General features: G+C 63.7%; 20 protein-coding genes and 1 pseudogene. 11 read left to right on the top strand and 10 right to left on the bottom strand.

Annotation, left to right across the window (positions count from 1 at the left end; genetic code table 11):
* Positions 1-2: 2 nt before the first annotated feature.
* Positions 3-707, bottom strand: coding sequence for a glutathione binding-like protein (locus ACNFH5_RS04160; RefSeq protein ID WP_416744431.1), 705 nt, complete (start codon positions 705-707; stop codon positions 3-5).
* Between the two features lie 156 nt (positions 708-863).
* On the opposite strand from ACNFH5_RS04160, the gene ACNFH5_RS04155 reads away from it, so the two are divergent.
* Complete coding sequence (locus ACNFH5_RS04155; protein ID WP_416744429.1) at positions 864-1301, top strand: HIT family protein; 438 nt, start codon at positions 864-866, stop codon at positions 1299-1301.
* 21 nt (positions 1302-1322) lie between these two features.
* Here the strand turns inward: ACNFH5_RS04155 and ACNFH5_RS04150 are convergent, their stop codons facing one another.
* On the bottom strand, positions 1323-1757 hold the full coding sequence (locus tag ACNFH5_RS04150; protein ID WP_416744427.1) for a 3-isopropylmalate dehydratase: 435 nt from the start codon (positions 1755-1757) through the stop codon (positions 1323-1325).
* A 174-nt stretch (positions 1758-1931) separates the two neighbouring features.
* Here ACNFH5_RS04150 and ACNFH5_RS04145 point away from each other — a divergent pair, with 174 nt between their 5' ends.
* Positions 1932-2996: a GGDEF domain-containing protein gene (locus tag ACNFH5_RS04145; protein WP_416744425.1), complete on the top strand. Its 1065-nt coding sequence runs from the start codon at positions 1932-1934 to the stop codon at positions 2994-2996.
* On the opposite strand, the gene ACNFH5_RS04140 is transcribed toward ACNFH5_RS04145, so the two are convergent.
* Complete coding sequence (locus tag ACNFH5_RS04140) at positions 2978-4021, bottom strand: acyltransferase family protein (protein ID WP_416744423.1); 1044 nt, start codon at positions 4019-4021, stop codon at positions 2978-2980. The genes ACNFH5_RS04145 and ACNFH5_RS04140 overlap by 19 nt on opposite strands.
* A gap of 88 nt (positions 4022-4109) precedes the next feature.
* On the bottom strand, positions 4110-5294 hold the full coding sequence (locus ACNFH5_RS04135; RefSeq protein WP_416744422.1) for an MFS transporter: 1185 nt from the start codon (positions 5292-5294) through the stop codon (positions 4110-4112).
* Positions 5295-5408: 114 nt separating this feature from the next.
* Here ACNFH5_RS04135 and ACNFH5_RS04130 point away from each other — a divergent pair, with 114 nt between their 5' ends.
* A complete protein-coding gene (locus ACNFH5_RS04130; RefSeq protein ID WP_416744420.1) occupies positions 5409-6311 on the top strand; it encodes a LysR family transcriptional regulator in 903 nt (300 codons plus the stop codon).
* A gap of 1 nt (position 6312) precedes the next feature.
* Here the strand turns inward: ACNFH5_RS04130 and ACNFH5_RS04125 are convergent, their stop codons facing one another.
* The gene (locus ACNFH5_RS04125) at positions 6313-6825 is read right to left on the bottom strand and encodes an ankyrin repeat domain-containing protein (protein WP_416744418.1); all 513 of its coding nucleotides are present in this window, start codon (positions 6823-6825) and stop codon (positions 6313-6315) included.
* 426 nt (positions 6826-7251) lie between these two features.
* Here ACNFH5_RS04125 and ACNFH5_RS04120 point away from each other — a divergent pair, with 426 nt between their 5' ends.
* Genes ACNFH5_RS04120 through ACNFH5_RS04110 form a run of 3 tightly spaced genes read left to right on the top strand, consistent with a single transcriptional unit; the run spans position 7252 to position 9217 of the window.
* On the top strand, positions 7252-8373 hold the full coding sequence (locus ACNFH5_RS04120) for a beta-ketoacyl-ACP synthase III (protein ID WP_416744416.1): 1122 nt from the start codon (positions 7252-7254) through the stop codon (positions 8371-8373).
* The gene (locus tag ACNFH5_RS04115; RefSeq protein WP_416744947.1) at positions 8373-8984 is read left to right on the top strand and encodes an RNA polymerase sigma factor; all 612 of its coding nucleotides are present in this window, start codon (positions 8373-8375) and stop codon (positions 8982-8984) included. The genes ACNFH5_RS04120 and ACNFH5_RS04115 overlap by 1 nt, the downstream gene beginning before the upstream one ends.
* The gene (locus ACNFH5_RS04110) at positions 8978-9217 is read left to right on the top strand and encodes an anti-sigma factor family protein (RefSeq protein WP_169937215.1); all 240 of its coding nucleotides are present in this window, start codon (positions 8978-8980) and stop codon (positions 9215-9217) included. The genes ACNFH5_RS04115 and ACNFH5_RS04110 overlap by 7 nt, the downstream gene beginning before the upstream one ends.
* Before the next feature lie 111 nt (positions 9218-9328).
* Here the strand turns inward: ACNFH5_RS04110 and ACNFH5_RS04105 are convergent, their stop codons facing one another.
* Positions 9329-10243, bottom strand: a complete 915-nt coding sequence (locus ACNFH5_RS04105) for a DedA family protein/thiosulfate sulfurtransferase GlpE (protein ID WP_416744414.1) — start codon at positions 10241-10243, stop codon at positions 9329-9331.
* 301 nt (positions 10244-10544) lie between these two features.
* Between ACNFH5_RS04105 and ACNFH5_RS04100 the strand changes: the two genes are divergently transcribed.
* Positions 10545-11861, top strand: a complete 1317-nt coding sequence (locus tag ACNFH5_RS04100; protein WP_416744412.1) for an OprO/OprP family phosphate-selective porin — start codon at positions 10545-10547, stop codon at positions 11859-11861.
* 180 nt (positions 11862-12041) lie between these two features.
* Here the strand turns inward: ACNFH5_RS04100 and ACNFH5_RS04095 are convergent, their stop codons facing one another.
* A complete protein-coding gene (locus tag ACNFH5_RS04095; protein WP_416744410.1) occupies positions 12042-12506 on the bottom strand; it encodes a GNAT family N-acetyltransferase in 465 nt (154 codons plus the stop codon).
* 145 nt (positions 12507-12651) lie between these two features.
* Here ACNFH5_RS04095 and ACNFH5_RS04090 point away from each other — a divergent pair, with 145 nt between their 5' ends.
* Together ACNFH5_RS04090 and ACNFH5_RS04085 are read left to right on the top strand one after the other, a co-directional pair.
* A complete protein-coding gene (locus ACNFH5_RS04090; RefSeq protein ID WP_416744408.1) occupies positions 12652-13791 on the top strand; it encodes an acyl-CoA dehydrogenase family protein in 1140 nt (379 codons plus the stop codon).
* A gap of 42 nt (positions 13792-13833) precedes the next feature.
* On the top strand, positions 13834-15015 hold the full coding sequence (locus tag ACNFH5_RS04085; RefSeq protein ID WP_416744407.1) for a CaiB/BaiF CoA transferase family protein: 1182 nt from the start codon (positions 13834-13836) through the stop codon (positions 15013-15015).
* Between the two features lie 6 nt (positions 15016-15021).
* Here the strand turns inward: ACNFH5_RS04085 and ACNFH5_RS04080 are convergent, their stop codons facing one another.
* From ACNFH5_RS04080 to ACNFH5_RS04070, 3 genes are all read right to left on the bottom strand, one after another.
* Positions 15022-15519 carry a SprT family zinc-dependent metalloprotease gene (locus ACNFH5_RS04080; protein WP_081515827.1) on the bottom strand — a complete coding sequence of 166 codons (498 nt, stop codon included), beginning with the start codon at positions 15517-15519 and terminating at the stop codon, positions 15022-15024.
* A 253-nt stretch (positions 15520-15772) separates the two neighbouring features.
* Complete coding sequence (locus ACNFH5_RS04075) at positions 15773-16369, bottom strand: Yip1 family protein (RefSeq protein ID WP_024764594.1); 597 nt, start codon at positions 16367-16369, stop codon at positions 15773-15775.
* Between the two features lie 160 nt (positions 16370-16529).
* Positions 16530-17126, bottom strand: coding sequence for a DNA-J related domain-containing protein (locus tag ACNFH5_RS04070; protein ID WP_416744404.1), 597 nt, complete (start codon positions 17124-17126; stop codon positions 16530-16532).
* 33 nt (positions 17127-17159) lie between these two features.
* On the opposite strand from ACNFH5_RS04070, the pseudogene ACNFH5_RS04065 reads away from it, so the two are divergent.
* A pseudogene (locus ACNFH5_RS04065) lies at positions 17160-17708 on the top strand (hypothetical protein); the annotation flags it as partial.
* On the top strand, positions 17708-18274 hold the full coding sequence (locus ACNFH5_RS04060) for a hypothetical protein (protein ID WP_416744402.1): 567 nt from the start codon (positions 17708-17710) through the stop codon (positions 18272-18274). The pseudogene ACNFH5_RS04065 and the gene ACNFH5_RS04060, both read left to right, overlap by 1 nt.
* Positions 18275-18373: the final 99 nt, after the last annotated feature.

The raw sequence follows: 18373 nt of genomic DNA, 5'->3' as shown, positions 1-18373 counted from the left end.
ATTCAATCGCGCTTCGGGATATTCAGCCCACGCTGCACCGCCGGTCGCGCGAGGAAACGCTCCAGTACGCGCTTCACATTCTGGAAGTTCTCGAAGCCCACCAGTTCTCCCGCCTCGTAGAAACCAACCAGGTTGCGAATCCACGGGAAGGTGGCGATGTCGGCAATGGTGTAGCGCTCGCCCATGATCCATTCGCGTCCTTCCAGGTGGCCGTCGAGTACGGCCAGCAGGCGCTTCGCCTCGTCCACGTAACGTTGCAGCGGGCGCTTGTCCTCGTAGTCCTTGCCGGCGAATTTGTTGAAGAAGCCGATCTGGCCGAACATCGGGCCGATCCCACCCATCTGGAACATCAGCCACTGCAGGGTTTCATAGCGGCCGCTGGCGCCGGGGGCGAGCAGCGAGTCGGTCTTGTCGGCGAGGTAGACCAGAATCGCGCCGGACTCGAACAGCGCCAGCGGTTTGCCGTCCGGACCGTTGGGGTCGAGGATCGCCGGGATCTTGTTGTTCGGGTTCAGCGAAAGGAATTCCGGGCTCATCTGGTCGTTGCGCTCGAAGCTGACCAGGTGCGGCTCGTAAGGCAGGCCGAGCTCTTCGAGCATGATCGAGACCTTCACGCCGTTGGGCGTGGGCAGCGAATACAGCTGCAGGCGGTCAGGGTGTTCGGCGGGCCATTTGCGGGTGATGGGGAACGCGGAAAGGTCTGACATGCATACTCCGGTCAGGTGACTGAGGAAAAGCAGCGAAAGGCCTCAGGATAGACCTCCGCGCGTCGACGGTCATGACCCGCGCGCGACAAACCGGTATGGTGCGGGCCCATAGTCACGCTACCGGACCCGTCGCGGTCGATAGACAAGGAGCCCACCATGAGCCTGCAAGGCAGCTACGATCCGCAGAACATCTTCGCCCAGATCATTCGTGGCGAGGCACCCTGCTACAAGCTCTACGAGGACGACGACGTACTCGCCTTCCTCGATCTGTTCCCGCAATCCCACGGCCATGCCCTGGTGATCCCGAAGAATTCCCCGGCGCGCAACATTCTCGAAGTCGACCCCGATGCACTGGCCAAGGTGATGCGCGTGGTGCAGCGGCTGACCGGCGTGATCGTCGAAGAACTCAACCCCGATGGTGTGCAGGTCGCCCAGTTCAACGGTGCGCCGGCCGGTCAGACGGTGTTCCACATCCACGTGCACATTGTTCCGCGCTATGCCGGCGAGGGCCTGGGCATCCATGCGGCGAACAAGGCCGACGCAGGAGAGCTGGAGAAGCTGCAGGCGCGCCTCGTCGCCCGACTGAACGGCTGAGGCGCACCCGCGCGGTCGGGCTTACTCGACAGCCGGCTTGATGTCGAAACCGGTACGGTTGTCGCTGACGATGCGGAAGGTGTTGTCGCCACCGGGGATCAGCGGCACGAGCAGTTCGCGGCGCAGCATGGCCTTGCTGCACAGGCCTTCGCCGTCCTTGTCGCCGATGATGCCGACCACGTGCTTACCCGCCGGCACGTGGAAGCTGGCCGACTCGCCCTTGCCGATCCGCGCCGCGATTTCATGGTCGATGGTGAGGGCGACATAGCAGCCGCCGCCGATGTAGCCCACGTCGCGGGTGACGTCGACCTTGACGCTGTCCTTGCCCGGCTGCTGGTAGGCCAGCAGGCGGTCGGTGGGGACGGGGTGGACTTCATCGCTCTGGTACGAGGCACAGCCGGACAACACCCCTGTGGAAATGGCGAGCACGGACAGGACGGCAAGGATCGAACGCATAGACTTCCTCCATGGACAATGCAGCCTAGGCTAGCCCATCCGACCGGTTTCCGTCGGCTTGGCTACGCGTTGTGGGAAATTGGAGTAGTCTTCAGAAAACCTGAGTCGGGCTGGAGTGCCCGGATGCCGCCATTTCGGCCGAACCGCCGGGCGGTCGAGCCAAGGAGCAGGGCGATGCACCGCAACAGCGATCCCGACCACCTGTTCGAGTCCAGCGCCGGACCGACCGGCCTGGAGGAAGCAGACCATCGTCTGCTGATGCGGCTGATCTTCACCTGTACCGGCGCGACTCTGGGGTTGTTCTCGACTCTCCAGTTCTTCGCCGGTAACTACTGGCTGGCCGGGGCCGAGTTGATCACCTGTGGCCTGCTGCTGTGGGCCACCCAGCGGCTCAAGCGGGTCACGCGCCTGGTGCCGTGGATCATCGCCTACCTGCTGCCGACCTTCTGCTTCATCCTCTACATCATCGTCATGCCCAACGCTTCGGCGACGGCCTTCGTCTGGGTCTACCTGATGCCGGTGATGGCCTATCTGCTCCTGGGAAAAGTGCGCGGCTTCCTGCTCGCCGTGCCCTTCATGCTGATCGCCACGGTAATGTACCTGCACGCCAACCAGGTCCGGCTGGACGCGCCGGGGTTGATCGACATCGGCAACGGGGTCTTCTGCGGCGTGCTGGTGATCGCCTTCATGCACGTTTACGAAGAGCGCCGCGCCGCCGCCTACAAGCAACTGCGGCACCTGGCGCTGACCGACGCGCTGACCGGCGTGGCCAGCCGCGAGAGCTTTCAGCGCACCTTGCGCCGTTGCATCCAGGAGGCGGCGCGCTACGAGACGCGGCTGGTGCTGGTGGTACTGGATGTCGATCACTTCAAGAGCATCAACGACCAATGGGGCCACGATGCCGGGGACAAGGCACTGCAGCATCTGTGCAACCGCCTGCGCCACCGCCTGCGCGCCACAGACTTGATCGGCCGGCTGGGCGGCGAGGAGTTCGGCCTGCTGCTGCCCTTCACCGACCGCTTCGACGCCAAGCCGCTGGTGGAGTCCCTGCGCCGAGAGATCGACGAGGGACCGTTGATGTACCACGGCCAACGCATCCCGATTTCCGCCACATTCGGGCTTGCCGAATGGCCCGGCGATGGCCTGGATGCGGACGAGCTCTACCGCTGCACCGACCGCCGCCTGTATCGCGGCAAGGCCGAGGGGCGCAATCGGCTGGTCTACAGCGACCCGGTCTGAGCACGCCTGGCCGCCAGCGGCTCGGCGATGCGCGCATAAGCCGTGCGCAGCTGGCGGGCCATCTTGCGTTCCACCCATTCATAGCTCAGCCAGGAGAGCAGCAGGATGGCCGGCACGCTGAAGATCAGCGTCTGGTACGGCGTCAGGCCCAGTCGCTCATGCAGCCAGTAGGCGGCGAGCCAGAGCACGATCACGTGCAGCAGATACACCGAGTAGGACCAGTCGCCCAGCGCGTGCAACACCCGGTTGCGCTCGAACAGCGGCTCCAGCGCCACGCACGCGGCCAGCAGCGCGGCCGCAGGCAGGCCCCAGGTCAGCAGTCGCCATGGATGGTCGGCCGGGAACAGCAAGAGGGTCGTCACTGCTCCGGCGGCCATCAGCAGTGCCAGCGGGCGCGGCCAGTTCAGCCAGCCGCGCCGGTACAGCGCCGCGAGTGCAAGGCCGAGCAGGAACTCGAAGATGATCGGGTTGCGGTAGAAGTTGCTGAGCCACGGCTCGCGCGCCAGCACCTGCGCCACCAGCAGCACCAACGCGGTCACCAGCCAGGGCCGCCAGCGTTCGGCCACCAGGAAGGAGAGGGCGAACAGACCGTAGAAGAGCATCTCGAAGTTCAGCGTCCAGCCTACCGGCAGCACCGGATACATCCCGAAGCCGCCGGGGTTTTCGCTGGGGATGAACAGCAGCGAGAGCAGCAGTGATTTGCCGCCGACACCGTAGATCGGCATCACGTCGGCAAAGGCGTAGATGATCAGCGCGGTGATCGCCGTGTACAGCCAGTAGGCTGGGGCGACGCGGGCCAGGCGTTGGACCAGGAAGGTCACGGGTGAAATCGGCCTGCCGGCGCTGGAAAGATGAATCACGAAGCCGCTGAGGACGAAAAAGATATCCACCCCGACCTGGCCGCGGGTGGAGAGCAGTTTGCCGCCGAGGCTGTCGGCGCGGAAATCGAAGAACACCTGCATGAAGTGATGGAACACCACCAGCCAGGCGGCCAGTGCCCGCAGTGCCTGAAGCGAAACCAGCATGGGTGGGCGAGCCCTCCGTCTGTGGATAAAAGAAAAGGGGCGCGACAGTGCGCGCCCCTATCCTCGACAGTACGGTTTCGCCGATCGTTCACCGGGCCTGCTGGACGGTTGCCGCCGGCATTGCCGGTTCGCGTTCCAGGCGCAGGCAGATCAGCGCTGTGGCGATGGCTGCCGCAGGCAGCAGCGCACCGACCCAGGGCAGCGCGGCGAGGCCGGGGCCGTGGTCGATGGTCATGCCGCCCAGCCAGGCCCCCAGCGCATTACCCAGGTTGAACGCGGCGATGTTGAAGCTTGCCGCCACGCTCTGGCCGGCGCCGTGGGCCTTCTCCAGCACCCACATCTGCAGCGGTGGCACGGTGGCGAAACCGGCGGCGCCGAGCAGGGCGATGAAAATGACAACCGCAACCTGATTCTCCAGTGCGAAGCTCATCAGCCCCATGACCACCGCCAGTGCCACCAGGCTGCCGAGTAGAGCGGGCAGCAGCCGACGGTCTGCCAGTTTGCCGCCCAACAGGTTGCCCAGCACCAGGCCGCCGCCGAACACCAGCAGCACCGGCGACACCGCGCTTTCGGAGAAACCGGCGAGGCGAGTCAGCAGCGGCGAGACATAGCTGAACACGGTGAACACGCCGCCGAAGCCGAGCACGGTGGTCAGCAGGCCGAGCAGCACGGCCGGGCGCTTCAGCACGCGGAAGTCGTCGCGCAGGTTGCCGGCGGCCGGTGGTGCGCCGTTGCGCGGCAGGTAGATCGCCAGGATCGCCAGGGCGAGCACGCCGATGCCGGTCACCACCCAGAAGGCCGCACGCCAGCCATAGAGTTGGCCGAGCCAGGTGCCCAGCGGCACACCAAGAATGGTGGCGACGGTGAGGCCGGTGAACATCAGGGCGATGGCCGAGGCGCGGCGTTCGGCCGGCACCAGGCTGGTGGCGACCACCGAGCCGACGCCGAAGAAGGTGCCGTGAGCGAACGAGGTCAGCACCCGCGCCGCCATCAGCGTGGCGTAGTCCGGTGCCAGGGCACAGGCCAGGTTGCCGAGGGTGAAGATCACCATCAGCCCGAGCAGCGTACGCCGTTGCGGCCAGCGCGCGGTGAGGGCGGTGAGCAGCGGCGCGCCGAGCACCACGCCCAGGGCGTAGCCGGAGATCAGCAGGCCGGCGGCGGAGATGGACACACCGAAGTCATGGCCGACCTCCAGCAACAATCCCATGATCACGAATTCGGTAACGCCGATGCCAAAGGCACCGGCGGTCAAGGCGTACAAGGCAATGGGCACGGTGGCTCTCCCAGGCTGATTTGCAAAAAGAGTGAAGAATGGCGCCACCTTATCCCCGTGCGTATTGCTGATATAGACTGCTCATAAGCAAATCACCTGTGAATTGAATTCAACATGGCGCGACCTGACGTCAACCGCTTCGGCGAAATGGAAGTCTTCATCCGCGTGGTGGAAACCGGTGGTTTCACCGCTGCCGCGCAGCAGTGCGGGATGACGCCTTCGGCAGTCAGCAAGCTGGTGGCGCGCCTGGAGGATCGCCTCGGCGCGCGGCTGTTCAACCGCTCCACCCGGCGCCAGCAGCTCACGGCGGAAGGCGCGGCGTTTTACGAACGCAGCCTGCGCATCCTCTCCGATCTCGACGAAGCCGAACGCGAAGCCTCGGCCAGCGCCGAGCCGCAGGGCAGAGTACGGATCAGCTGCAACCTGCCCGTCGGCCGGCAGTTCCTGATTCCCGCGTTGCCGCTGTTCTTCGAGCGCTTCCCCGGCGTCAACCTCGACCTGCAACTGACCGATGAGGTGGTGGACCTGCTGGAGGTGCGCGCCGACGTCGCCGTGCGCAGCGGCCCGCTGCGGGACTCGCGGCTGGTGGCGCGTTCGCTGGGGGAGTCCGGGCACAAGGTCATTGCCGCGCCCGAATATCTGGCCAGGCACGGTACACCGCTTCATCCACGGGACCTTGCGCAGCACAATTGCGTAGGCTTCGCCTATCGACGTGTCGAGCCGGACTGGCCGTTTCTTGGCAAGCCGTCGGAGCAAGCCGAGCCGAGCGGCAATGTGCAGGCCAGCGATGGCGACAGCGTGCGCCATCTGGCGTTGGCGGGCCTGGGGTTGGCGCGGCTGGCGGAATTCCAGGTGCGCGAGGACATCGCGGCCGGGCGGCTGGTGGAGGTGCTAGGGGACTTCAATCCCGGCGACCGCAAGCCGATGCATGCGCTTTACCTCGGCAAGCCCGGGCATCTTCCGGCGCGGGTGCGCGCGGTGCTCGACTTCCTCGCCGAGCACGTGCGCATCGACTGACTCAGGCCGCTTCGAGCAGCGCAAGGGTCTCGGCCGCGCCCATCATCTTCGCCGCGGCCAGCGGGGTCAGGCCGCTTGCGTCACGCGCCTCGCGGTTGGCGCCGTGTTCCAGCAGGCAGCGGACGATCTCCGGGCGATTGAACATCGCCGCCATCATCAGCGCGGTCTTGCCATCCGGCGAGGCGCCTTCCACCTGGGCGCCATGGCTGAGCAGCAGGCGCACCATCTCCAGATCACCCTTGAAGGCGGCGCCGGCCAGCGGCGTCTGCCCGGCGTTGTTGCGCAGGTCCGGGTCGGCGCCGTGATCGAGCAGCACGCCGACGGTGTCGTGATGCCCGTAGTAGCTGGCCAGCATCAGCAGGCTGTCGCCCTTGTGGTTGCGCAGATTGGCCGGCAGGCCCTGGTTCAGCAGGTTGGCCAGGCGCTCGATATCACCCTGGCGTGCGAGGTCGATTACCTGGTTGGCGAACTCCAGGGTCTGTTCATCCATTTCCGGTCGGTTCTCGGCGCTCATCCTGAAGTCTCCTTGGCAAAGTCGGGAATGCACTGAAGGATAAGGAGTAGCGCGCTGCAGCGCGCCAACACTGTGCCTATGGTGCCGGTGAAAAATTTCAATCCGTTGCTTCAGGGCAGGTGTGGCGTGATTCGCGTCCGTAAACTTGCGCAAATGCCGCCTTCGTACGGCGGCTTTTCGGCGAAAATTGCAGCATAATCGGCGGTCAGTGGTTGCACCTGCGGTGTTACCGCGAGCCGCCGGGCGGCCAGATGTGCCGCTCGCCGCGCGGGATGGCAAACTGCCCGGTTGCAGGGGACGCCACCCCGCAGCCTTCGCGCCCAGCGCGAAAGCCCAAGAATATTCAGTGCCGGCCAGTGTGCGGGCACCTTGATGCCTAACCCAGCCGCCCGGCCCGGCGGCTTTGAGAATTGAAGAGGATTGACCGTGCATAAAGTCGTGATCAGCGGAACCGGCCTGTATACCCCGCCGTTCAGCATCTCCAACGATGAACTGGTGGAATCCTTCAACGCCTACGTCCGCAGCTACAACGACCAGCACGCTGACGCTATCACCAAGGGCGAAGTGGAAGCTCTCTCCGAGTCCAGCTCGGCGTTCATCGAGAAGGCTTCCGGCATCAAGAGCCGCTTCGTGGTGAACAAGGAAGGCATCCTCGATCCGCAGCGCATGGCGCCACGCATTCCGGAGCGCTCCAACGACGACTGGGGCATCCTCTGCGAGATGGCTTCCGCCGCTGCCAAACAGGCCCTGGAGCGCGCCGGTCGCAAGCCCGAGGACATCGACGGGGTGATAGTCGCCTGCTCCAACCTGCAGCGCGCCTACCCGGCGGTGGCCATCGAAGTGCAGGCCGCCCTCGGTATTCAGGGCTTCGGCTATGACATGAACGTCGCCTGCTCCTCGGCCACCTTTGGCATCCAGGCCGCAGTCAACAGCGTGCAACTGGGCCAGGCCCGCGCCATCCTGATGGTCAACCCGGAAATCTGCACCGGCCACCTGAATTTCCGCGATCGCGACAGCCACTTCATCTTTGGCGACGCCGCTACCGCCGTGGTCATCGAGCGCGCCGACCAGGCGACCTCCAAGCACCAGTTCGACGTGGTGAGCACCAAGCTGCTGACCCAGTTCTCCAACAACATCCGCAACAACTTCGGCTTCCTCAACCGCGCGGCGGAAGAGGGCATCGGCAACCGCGACAAGCTGTTCGTGCAGGAAGGCCGCAAGGTGTTCAAGGACGTCTGCCCGATGGTGGCCGAGCTGATCGGTGAACATCTGGCGCAAAACGACATCCCGGTCAGCGACGTGAAGCGCTTCTGGCTGCACCAGGCCAACCTGAACATGAACCTGCTGATCACCCGCAAGCTGCTCGGCCGCGACGCCGAGGCGCACGAAGCGCCGGTGATTCTCGACACCTACGCCAACACCAGCTCGGCCGGTTCGGTCATCGCCCTGCACAAGTACCAGGACGACCTGCCCGCCGGCTCCATCGGCGTGCTGAGCTCCTTCGGCGCCGGCTACTCCATCGGCAGCGTGATCCTGCGCAAGCGCTGATCGTGCCCGTCGACGACAGCGAGCTGTTGTCGCGCCTGCTGGCCGGCGACCAGCAGGCCTTCCGTACCCTGGTAGCCACCTACCAGGGTGCGATGCGCGCCGTGGCCATCGCCATCGTCGGTGCAGCCCATGCCGACGAAGTGGTGCAGGACGCCTGGCTCGCCGCCGTGCGCAACCTGGATGGCTTCCAGGGTCGTTCCAGCCTCAAGACCTGGCTGCTGACCATCACCGCCAATACCGCCAAATCCCGCCTGCGCAAGGTCCGTCGGGACGTATCGCTGGACGATCTGCCCGCCCCCCACGGCAGCATCGACGAAACCCGCTTCGCCGCCGACGGCCACTGGAGCCCGGCGCCGCTGGCCTGGCACGAGGACTCGCCAGAGGCCCTGCTGGCCGAGGACGAACTGCGCCAGTGCCTGGAAAAGACCCTGCTCAGCCTCTCCGAACTGCAGCGCAGCGTGTTGCTGCTGCGCGAACGCCAAGGTCTGGAGTTGGAAGAGATCTGTAATCTGCTGGAAGTTTCGCTCTCCAATGTCAGGGTGCTGCTGCATCGCGCGCGGCTGAAGGTGTTCGCCACCGTGGAGCACTTCGAGGAGACCGGGGAATGCTGACCTGCAAGGAACTGGTGGCGCGCTCGAGCGACCTGCTGGACGAGCAGCTGGGCTGGCGGGAAAAGCTGGCACTGCGCCGGCACCTGCTGCTGTGCCGCCACTGCCGGCGCTATCTGCGGCAGATGCGTCTGACCCAGGCGACCCTGCGCCTGCTACCAGAACCGCCTCGCCCGGACTCGGAGCGCCTGGCTGACCATCTCGCCGAGCTTCGCCGGGACAGCGCGCGGCGCTGAACGTTGGCTCACTCCTATGCTGGCGATTGGCGTAGGAGCGGATTTATCCGCGATTTCTTCACGACGGATGCCCATCGCGGACGGAGTCCGCTCCTACGCCAGGTTTCAGACCTACGTCGGAATCTGTGCCCGCCAAGCATCCAACCCGCCCGACAGCGCCCACGTACGCGGGTGTCCGAAGGCCTGCAGCCGCTCCGCCAGCATCGCTGCGGAAAGCTCGTGGGGGCAGGCGCAATAGATCACCACGTCCTTGTCCTCCAGGCTGCCGCGCAGCTCGTCCAGCGCACCGTCCAGGCTGAAGGCGATGGAGCCGGGGATCGCCTCGTCATCGAACTGCGCGCGTACGTCGAGAATCAGCGGCGGCTCGCCGGCGTCCAGCCGTGCACGCAATTCGTCGACGCTGATGCGTGGAATCCGCGCGGTGCGCTTGAGCAGGCTGAAGCGCTGCCAAAGCTTCCAGGCGATGAACAGCGCGAAGGCGCCCAGTAGCGCAGCGACACCAACGCTCGCGTATTCGGTGAGCAAGCCGAGGATGCGGTCCACGGCACTGCTGAAGATGCTCCCGAGCATCAGCGCCGAACCGGCCCATAGCGCCGCTCCTGCGCAGTCATAGGCGAGGAAGCGCGGCAGTGGCGTGCGGGTCATGCCGGCCATGGTGGTGGTCAGCGCGCTGGCACCGGGGAGGAAGCGCGAGATCAGCAGCGCCCGCGGACCGATGCGCAGGTACAGGCTCTGGCTCTGGCGGATGCAACTGTCAGGCGACAGCGAAACCTTGCACACGCTGCGCAGCATGAATCCGCCGTAGCGCCGGCCGGCGCAGAACCAGATCAGGTCGGCAATCAGGCAGGCGCATATGGCCACCGCCAGTGCCTGGCCCAAGGGAACGCCGCTGCCTTGCAGGGCCAGTGCGCCGGCGACGATCAGCGCCGGGTAAGCCGGAATCGGCAGGCCCAACTGCTCCAGCAGTACGTTGAAGAACAGTAGGGTGAGGCCGTGCTGCTGAATCAGGGGTTGCAGTTCGTGCATGGGAAAGCCTGAGCGAAGAAGGTCTTTCGGCGGAAGACGACAGCATACCGGCAAAGCGGACTTCAGAAAGTGCCTGCAAGCCTAGGGAGCCGTGGCTTGGCACCTTTATGCCATAAGGAAATCAAAAGTTCCTTTGTAATAAAAGTTTTATCTACGAGCAACCGATCTGAAATAACCCCTCGCCAAGATTCCCAGCAACACAAACGGGGGCCGCCAGAACGGCCTGTGCGAGTCCTTGGGGGGCGCGCAGCAGCCAGGCACTCGGCGTGTTCAACGCAAATACCATTAAGGGGAATCTTCGATGATCCGTAAGCACTTCGCCGGTTACGCCGCCACTGCCCTGGCACTGGCCGTTTCCGCCCAGGCTTTCGCAGGCACAGTTACCACCGATGGCGCCGATATCGTAATCAAGACCAAGGGCGGTCTTGAGGTCGGCACCACTGACAAAGAATTCAGTTTCAAGCTTGGTGGCCGTCTGCAAGCGGATTACAGCCGCTTCGATGGTTTCTACACCAAGAACGGCAACAACGGTGACGGCGCCTACTTCCGCCGTGCGTACCTGGAGCTTGGCGGCACTGTCTACAAAGACTGGAAATACCAGATTAACTACGACATGTCCCACAACTCCGGTAACGCTGACAACGGTTACTTCGATGAGGCTTCCTTCAGCTACACCGGCTTCAGCCCGGTAACCCTGAAATTCGGCCGCTTCGATCCGGACTTCGGTCTGGAAAAAGCCACCAGCTCCAAGTGGGTGACCGCCACCGAGCGTACCAGCGCCTACGAACTGGCTGACTGGATCAACACCCACCAGGACGGGATGGGTGCCCAGGTTGGCGGCGTCGTCGCCAACATGGCTTACCTGGACGCCGGCGTATACGCCAAGGACGCCGACGACACCGACGGCGACAGCGTCAAGCAGTTCAACTTCCGTGGTGTGTTCGCTCCGCTGAACACTGACGGCAACGTCCTGCACGTTGGCGTGGATTACGCCTACCGTGACCTGGATGACACCGCCTTCGACTCCCGCATCCGTCCGCGTCTGGGCATGCGTGGTATCGCCACCAACGGCGGTAACGACGCTGGCGACAACGGCAACCGTGCCACCTTCGGCGGCGCCACCCTGAGCCCGGCCGGTTCCTACAAGGATGACTCCACCTGGGGTGCTGAATTCGCCTACGCCTTCGGCCCGTTCTCCGCTCAGGCCGAGTACCTGAAGCGCAAGCTGAAGGCTGATGCCGACGCTTACGAAGACATCAAGGCTGACGGCTACTACGGTCAACTGGCCTACACCATCACCGGTGAATCCCGCGTGTACAAGCTCGATGGCGCCAAGTTCGACACCATCAAGCCGTCCAACAAGGAAATCGGTGCCTGGGAAGTCTTCTACCGTTACGACCACATCAAGGTTGATGACCCGAACGTGGTCGTGGCCACCGCCACCCGCGACGTGGGCGACACCAAAGCCAGCACCAACACCATCGGTGTGAACTGGTACGCCAACGAAGCCGTGAAAGTGTCCCTGGACTACGTTCACGTCAGCACCGACGGCATCCGCAACGCCAATGGCGACGACGACGGCAACGGTGTCGTAACCCGCCTGCAGTACGTGTTCTAAGAACTACAGTTCTACCGTTTGACTCCTTTGTGTGAACCCCCGCCTCGGCGGGGGTTTTTTTATACGCGTCTGCAAAGGAGCGAACGTTCTTTGTAGGAGCGAGCTTGCTCGCGAATCTGCTGCACTGGGAATTCGCAGGAAACTTCGTTCGCGAGCAAGCTCGCTGCTACACGGTTTGCCTCAGCGAAAACCGGGTCCCGCTGGCCGTCGGCGGAATTCGAACTCGAGCAGCTCATCGAACGGGTTGCCCATTTCCAGTCGCGTCCAGCCCAGCTTGATGAGGAAGGCCAGCGCTCCCAGGTTGTCCGGCCTCACGCTGGCGCGCCACAAGGGGCTGCTCTGCAGTTCCGCTCGGCTCATCACCAGCCTCATCACCGCACGCCCGATGCCCGAGCCGCGCAACTCCGGGCGCACGGCGAGGTCGGTGACGAAGTAGTACGGATGCGCCGGGGTGGGCAGGCAAACTCCCACCACTGCGATCAGCAGGCCGCCCCGCAGAATGCTGTACTGGGCCTTGTCCGCATCCTTCAGCACATGTTCCAGCCAGTAGCGATCCATCGGGCCCAGTTGCGCGTAGAGCAGCGGATCGTCGAACCAGCTTTCGTACGGCGGGATATCCTCCGCCTGGAAAGGTCGAATCTGCATGCGGGCGCTCTCCGGTGCAGCTTTGGGATGTTTCACACTCGCATCTGCTGGGCGATTGCGTCAATCGACCCTGAGCGCTCGCGTCATTGAGGCCGCGCGCGGCCAGCACCTACCCTGCGGGCACTCAACCCACCGGGAGTCGACCATGCTGCGCAATCACTTCGAGACTGAGCACAACCTGTTCCGCGATGCGTTCCGATCCTTCCTCAACAAGGAAGTGGTGCCTCACCAGGAGGAATGGGAGGATGCCGGCGTGGTGGACCGCAGTGTCTGGCGCAAGGCGGGGGAGATGGGCTTCCTGCTGCCCTGGGCGGAAGAGGAATACGGTGGAGCCGCTCTGAAGGATTTCCGCTACGAACAGATCATGTGTGAGGAATTGGCTGCCATCAACGAGCCGGGTTTCATGATCCCGCTGCATTCGGCGCTGTGCGGCCCCTACATCGCCGAGTACGGCAATGCCGAGCAGAAGGCCCGCTGGTTACCGGGGATCATTCGTGGCGAAAGCATCCTGGCGGTGGCGATGACGGAACCGTCGGCCGGCTCGGACCTGGCTGGCATGCGCACCACGGCGGTGGACAAGGGCGACCATTTCGTTCTCAACGGCTCCAAGGTATTCATCTCCAACGGCCTGCTGGCGGACCTGGTGATAGTCGCGGCGAAGACTGATCCTTCGAACAAGCACGCCATGGGGCTGTTCGTGGTTGAACGCGGCATGGAAGGCTTCGAGCGCGGGCGCAATCTGAAGAAACTGGGCATGAAGAGCCAGGACACCGCCGAGCTGTTCTTCAACGACGTGAAAGTGCCGAAGGAAAATCTCCTGGGCGACGCCAAGGGCGGCTTCTTCTACTTGATGAACATGCTGGCCCAGGAACGCCTGACCAACGCCTGTGGCGCGGTGGCCGGCGCCGAGGCCGCGCTGAACGCGACCGTCGAGTACGTGAAGGAGCGCAAGGCGTTTGATCGCCCGATCGCGCACTTCCAGAACACTCGCTTCAAGCTCGCCGAGATGCGTACGCAGATCGACGTGGCACAGGTCTTCACCGATCGTTGCGTAATGGACCACAACCAGAAGAAGCTCACTCCCGAAGTGGCCGCCGAGGCCAAGCTGTTCACCACCGAACTGCTCTGCAAGGTGGTGGATGAAGGCGTGCAACTGCACGGCGGCTGGGGTTACATGTGGGAGTATCCGATCTGCAAGATGTACGCGAACGCGCGCATCCAACGCATCTTCGCCGGTACTTCGGAGATCATGAAAGAGATCATCAGCCGCGGCATGAAGCTCTGAGGCGCGGCGCCCACGTATCGATTGAGCGAAACAGGAGTGCCCATGAACGGCCCGCTCGCCTCACTGAAGATCCTCGATTTCTCCACCCTGCTGCCGGGGCCGTTCGCTTCGCTGCTGCTGGCCGACATGGGGGCCCAGGTGCTGCGCGTGGAGTCGCCCACGCGCATGGACCTGGTGCGGGTCCTGCCACCGCACGTGGACGGCACGTCCGCCAGCCATGCCTACCTCAACCGCAACAAGCGCTGCATTGCACTGGATCTCAAGCAGGCCGAGGCGGTGGAGGTGGTGAAGCAACTGGTGCAGGAATACGACATCGTGCTGGAGCAGTTCCGCCCTGGCGTGATGGACAAGCTGGGCGTGGGCTACGAGGCGCTCAAGGCGATCAACCCGAAGCTGATCTACGTGTCGATCACCGGCTACGGCCAGACCGGGCCGCTGCGCGACCGCGCCGGGCATGACATCAACTACCTGGCCCTGGCCGGCGTCGCCAGCTACACCGGCCGCCGCGAGAGCGGCCCGCTGCCACTGGGCGTGCAACTGGCGGACATCGGCGGTGGTTCGCTGCATGGCGTGATGGGCCTGCTGGCGGCGGTCATCCACCGGCAGCAGACGGGGGAGGGGCAACAGGTCGACGTGAGCATGACCGACTGCGCCTTCAGCCTGCATGGCATGGCCGGCGCGGGCTATCTCGCGGCGGGCGTGGAGCCGGAGATGGAAGGCCTCGCGCTCAACGGCGGCAGCTTCTATGACTATTACCGCACCCGCGATGGTCGCTGGTTCTCGGTGGGTAGCCTGGAACCGCAGTTCATGCAGCAGTTTTGCGCTGCCATCGGCCGTCCGGAACTGGCCGCGCGCGGGCTGTCAGCCAAGCTGGATGAACAGCAGGCGCTCAAGCGCGAGATCGCCATTGAGTTCGAGAAGCAGGATTTTGCCTACTGGCAGGAGCGTTTCGCCGCACTGGACGCCTGCGTCGAACCAATGCTGTCACTGGGCGAGGCGGTGGAGCATCCGCAACTGGTCGCGCGCGGGGTAGTTACCCAGGTGCCCAACGGGAAGGGCGGCGAGCAACGGCAGATGGCCTGCCCGATCCGCTTCTCCGCAGGCCTGCCCGAGCCGCGCCATATCGGCGCTGCGTTGGGCGCGCACACGGCTGAGGTGATGGTGGAGCTGGGGTATAGCGACGAGCAGGTCGCAGCGCTCAAGGCGGCGAAGGTCATCGCCTGAGCGGCTTCACTCGCGGCGGGTTTCGCCGGTGAATATCAGCGTCGCGCGACAGCGCCGGCAATAGTAGCGGCGGCCCTGTGCAACCAGGTTGTGACGCTGGGAGGAGAAGGGGAACTCGTTCCCCTCGCCGCAGTGACAGCGATACAGGTAGCGGGTGGCGCGGCGACGCTTGATCTCATAGGTGTGGCAGCGGTCGGGCGGCAAGCCGTAGATGCCGCGCATGATCAACTGCCATTCCTCGCCGTGCGGGCGGATGCGCGGGCCGAACATCTGGTGGGCGATCAGGTGCGCCACTTCATGGGCCACGGTCTGCTGCAGGAAGTGTTCGTGGTTTTCCCGGTACAGCTGCGGGTTGAAGCGCAGCAGGTTTTCATCCAGGTGGGCGACGCCGGCCTTCTGGCCGCGTAGCCGGAAGCTCACTTCCGGGCGGGGAAAGCGCCGCTGGAAGAAGGCTTCAGCCTGCTGGTAGCAGGCTTCGACGCGAGCGTTGAGCTGTTCAGGCATACAGTGGTTCTCCGACGGGGGCAGATTATGCCGCAGTCGGAGCGCGGGTGGAGGATTTCTCGCGGCCGCTCGTCCGGGGTGCAGGTTCAGGCAAGCCGGGCGAGTTTCAGGCAAGCATTGTCCTGTAGGAGCGAGCTTGCTCGCGAACCACCCAGCGATGGGGCCATCGGCGAGCCTGTTCGGTAAGAGCCAAAAACAAACCGGGCCAAAAGGGCCCGGTTTGTTTTACAGAGAGTTCTTGCAGAGAGTGGATTCAGGTGTATTCCGGGCCGACGCCGCTGCCCCAGAGGATGACCGACAGGGCCATCATCGCCACCAGCACCACCAGTCCTACCGCCAGCACCGAGCTGGAGAACAGGAAACCTTCATCCTTGGGAATATTCATGAAGGTCGGGATGCCGACGTAGAGCAGGTAGACGGTGTAGCAGATTGCGGCGGTGCCGATGATCATGCCCAGCCACAGGTGCGGATAGAGCGCCGCCAGGCCACCGATGAACAGCGGAGTCGCGGTATAAGCAGCAAACACGATGCATTGGGTCAGCGATGGCGACGCGTCGTACGTACGAGCCATCCAGTGGATGAAGGCGCCCATCACGGCGACGCCGGCGAGCATGGCGATGTAAGTCATGATGGTCAGCTGGATCGCGCTGGCGGCCGTCAGCTTGACCGGTCCTGCATTGCCCAATACCCAGCCGACCTGCGTGGTGCCGATGTAGGCGGAAATCACCGGGATGGCAGCGAGGATCAGGACGTGGGTGAGGTACATGTGGCTGATGGATTCTTCTTCGCCACGGATGTCCTGCCATTCCTGATCGGGATGGGTGAAGAGCCCCCACACATGATGGATCATGTCAGCATTCTCCTCTTCTTATAGAAGGTCGCCCCCCAGCAAGGCGCCTGATTCGCGTAGCCAGCGACATCCGGTGCCCGGCCGACCTATGCGACCTTACGTCGCAGTATAGGAATGGCTGCAAGCCACGTCGTCCGTGGAGTTAGAGCAAATGGGAGTTTCACGGGCGGCTGTAATAGCGCTCCAGAATTTCCATGGCCTTGTTGATCGACTGCAGGCGCGTGGTGCTGCCGCCCCGATCCGGGTGGTGCTGGCTGACCAGCTGGCGGTAGCGCAGCTTGATCAGCGCGTAGTCCACCGGGCCGTCTTCTAGCTCGAAGAGGGCCAGCGCCGCGGCTTTTTCCTCGTTGCCCTGCATGCGCGTCCAGAAGCTTTCCAGCAGCTTCTCCACGTCGCGCTCGGTGGTTTCCTTCAGATGCTTCTCGTCGAGGTAGTAGGCGCGCAGTGCGTCCAGCTCGCCGAGCGCCTGCACGCCATTCCTGTAAGGAGAGAGGCGGATCTGCAGCGGGCCGATCTCCAGATGCGCCGAGTTCTCCTCCCAGAGCCGATCGCGCAGGCGATACAGCGCGTTGAACACCATGAAATGGGTACGGAACAGCACCAGCTTGTCAGTCAGCGGCAGGTTGGGCACATGGGTGGAATGCCGTGCCTTCAACTGCTGAATCAACTGGAATTCGGAGATACCTTCAGGCGCCTCCCGTAGGAGCTGCAGGAGATGGTCTGTCAGGTCGTGGGAAGGATCGAGATCGGGCGTCATGCTGTCAGATTAGCAGTAGCCCGATATAGGGGCCCCTTCGGCGATGGTGAACCGGCCTACAACCCGCTGGAAATCGTGTGGCGTATCGAGTTCCGCTTCCACCATTCGGTGGTTCAGCAGTTCTCAGAAGGGTCCACGATGACTTCTGGCGAGGTGATCGGCTGCCGCACTTATGCGGGGCTGTGCCCGCACCTGCAAGGGTTGTGGAGCTACGCCTGTGAGAGCTTCCGGCTCTTGGACAGCGCTAAGGAGTTCAATCCGTTCTGGTCGCTTATCACCCTGGATACCCAGGTGCAGGTGGAGGCCGATCCTCTCATTGATCGCACCGAGTACCGCTGTTACTACAAGACTGCTCAGGGCTTCTCGGGGAAGAACTGCGAGATGTTCCTGGGGCAGTTCGCTAGCCTGATTGCACGGGAGCGCGTACCACCAAAAAAAGCCTTAGAGGTCGGGCTTACTTTGCCCTTTTGGCACGTGATCGAGGATCACTACACCGCCAAGGGCTACAGCACTCGCGACCTCGAAAGACACATCATTGGACTCATAAATGATCGGTACTTGAAGCGGGGGTACGCGATCTGATGGCGATCACCAAGCTGGACGATGGTCGCTGGTTCGTCGACGTCGAACCGATCAAGGGAAAGCGCTTCCGCAAGCGGTTCAAGACCAAGGGCGAGGCCCAACGTTTCGAAGCGTCAGTGCGCGCAAAGCTGGCGGTCACGCCGGAGTGGAATCCCAGGCCGAAGGACACGCGCCGACTGTCTCAACTCATAGAGCGTTGGTACGAGCTGCACGGGCATGCGATCACTAGCGGTCGACGTCGCAAGAACATGCTGCTGTTCATTGCTGCAAAGCTGGGGAACCCCATCGCCCAGACATTTACCGTCTCGGACTTGGTGGCATTGCGTAAGGTGGAGTTGGAGGAGGGGGCGCTCCCGCGTTCGATCAACGTGCGGTACTCGTACCTCAAGTCCATCTATACCGAGCTGCGCCGACTCGGTGACATCGACTACGCCAATCCCTTGGACACATTGAAGCTGCTGAAGCCTCAGCAGGAGGTGGTTTCGTTCCTGTCGAAAACCCAATTCGCGACCCTGGTGTCTGCACTGCGGGACTATTCGACGTTCCCACACTTAGGGAAACCCTGAAGAAGACTTCCCGAATCTGGTGAAATACGCCGATCCCGTATCCTGAGTTTCCCGATGAAGCAGTTGACCTTCGCCGACGCCGAATACGCCGGCAAGCGC

The organism is Pseudomonas sp. NY15435 (assembly GCF_048068295.1).
Classification (GTDB): Bacteria; Pseudomonadota; Gammaproteobacteria; order Pseudomonadales; family Pseudomonadaceae; genus Pseudomonas.
The sequence above is the reverse complement of the archived record's forward strand: the minus strand, read 5'-3'. Positions and strand labels throughout refer to the sequence as shown.

Excerpts from the sequence above, each read along its gene's own strand:
- ACNFH5_RS04125 (WP_416744418.1), bottom strand. The coding sequence starts at position 6,825 with ATGAGCGCCGAGAACCGACCGGAAATGGATGAACAGACCCTGGAGTTC.
- ACNFH5_RS04060 (WP_416744402.1), top strand. The coding sequence starts at position 17,708 with ATGGCGATCACCAAGCTGGACGATGGTCGCTGGTTCGTCGACGTCGAA.
- ACNFH5_RS04140 (WP_416744423.1), bottom strand. The coding sequence starts at position 4,021 with ATGCTGGTTTCGCTTCAGGCACTGCGGGCACTGGCCGCCTGGCTGGTG.
- ACNFH5_RS04075 (WP_024764594.1), bottom strand. The coding sequence starts at position 16,369 with ATGATCCATCATGTGTGGGGGCTCTTCACCCATCCCGATCAGGAATGG.
- ACNFH5_RS04160 (WP_416744431.1), bottom strand. The coding sequence starts at position 707 with ATGTCAGACCTTTCCGCGTTCCCCATCACCCGCAAATGGCCCGCCGAA.
- ACNFH5_RS04155 (WP_416744429.1), top strand. The coding sequence starts at position 864 with ATGAGCCTGCAAGGCAGCTACGATCCGCAGAACATCTTCGCCCAGATC.
- ACNFH5_RS04080 (WP_081515827.1), bottom strand. The coding sequence starts at position 15,519 with ATGCCTGAACAGCTCAACGCTCGCGTCGAAGCCTGCTACCAGCAGGCT.
- ACNFH5_RS04095 (WP_416744410.1), bottom strand. The coding sequence starts at position 12,506 with ATGCAGATTCGACCTTTCCAGGCGGAGGATATCCCGCCGTACGAAAGC.
- ACNFH5_RS04130 (WP_416744420.1), top strand. The coding sequence starts at position 5,409 with ATGGCGCGACCTGACGTCAACCGCTTCGGCGAAATGGAAGTCTTCATC.
- ACNFH5_RS04150 (WP_416744427.1), bottom strand. The coding sequence starts at position 1,757 with ATGCGTTCGATCCTTGCCGTCCTGTCCGTGCTCGCCATTTCCACAGGG.
- ACNFH5_RS04110 (WP_169937215.1), top strand. The coding sequence starts at position 8,978 with ATGCTGACCTGCAAGGAACTGGTGGCGCGCTCGAGCGACCTGCTGGAC.
- ACNFH5_RS04090 (WP_416744408.1), top strand. The coding sequence starts at position 12,652 with ATGCTGCGCAATCACTTCGAGACTGAGCACAACCTGTTCCGCGATGCG.
- ACNFH5_RS04100 (WP_416744412.1), top strand. The coding sequence starts at position 10,545 with ATGATCCGTAAGCACTTCGCCGGTTACGCCGCCACTGCCCTGGCACTG.
- ACNFH5_RS04070 (WP_416744404.1), bottom strand. The coding sequence starts at position 17,126 with ATGACGCCCGATCTCGATCCTTCCCACGACCTGACAGACCATCTCCTG.
- ACNFH5_RS04145 (WP_416744425.1), top strand. The coding sequence starts at position 1,932 with ATGCACCGCAACAGCGATCCCGACCACCTGTTCGAGTCCAGCGCCGGA.
- ACNFH5_RS04085 (WP_416744407.1), top strand. The coding sequence starts at position 13,834 with ATGAACGGCCCGCTCGCCTCACTGAAGATCCTCGATTTCTCCACCCTG.
- ACNFH5_RS04105 (WP_416744414.1), bottom strand. The coding sequence starts at position 10,243 with ATGCACGAACTGCAACCCCTGATTCAGCAGCACGGCCTCACCCTACTG.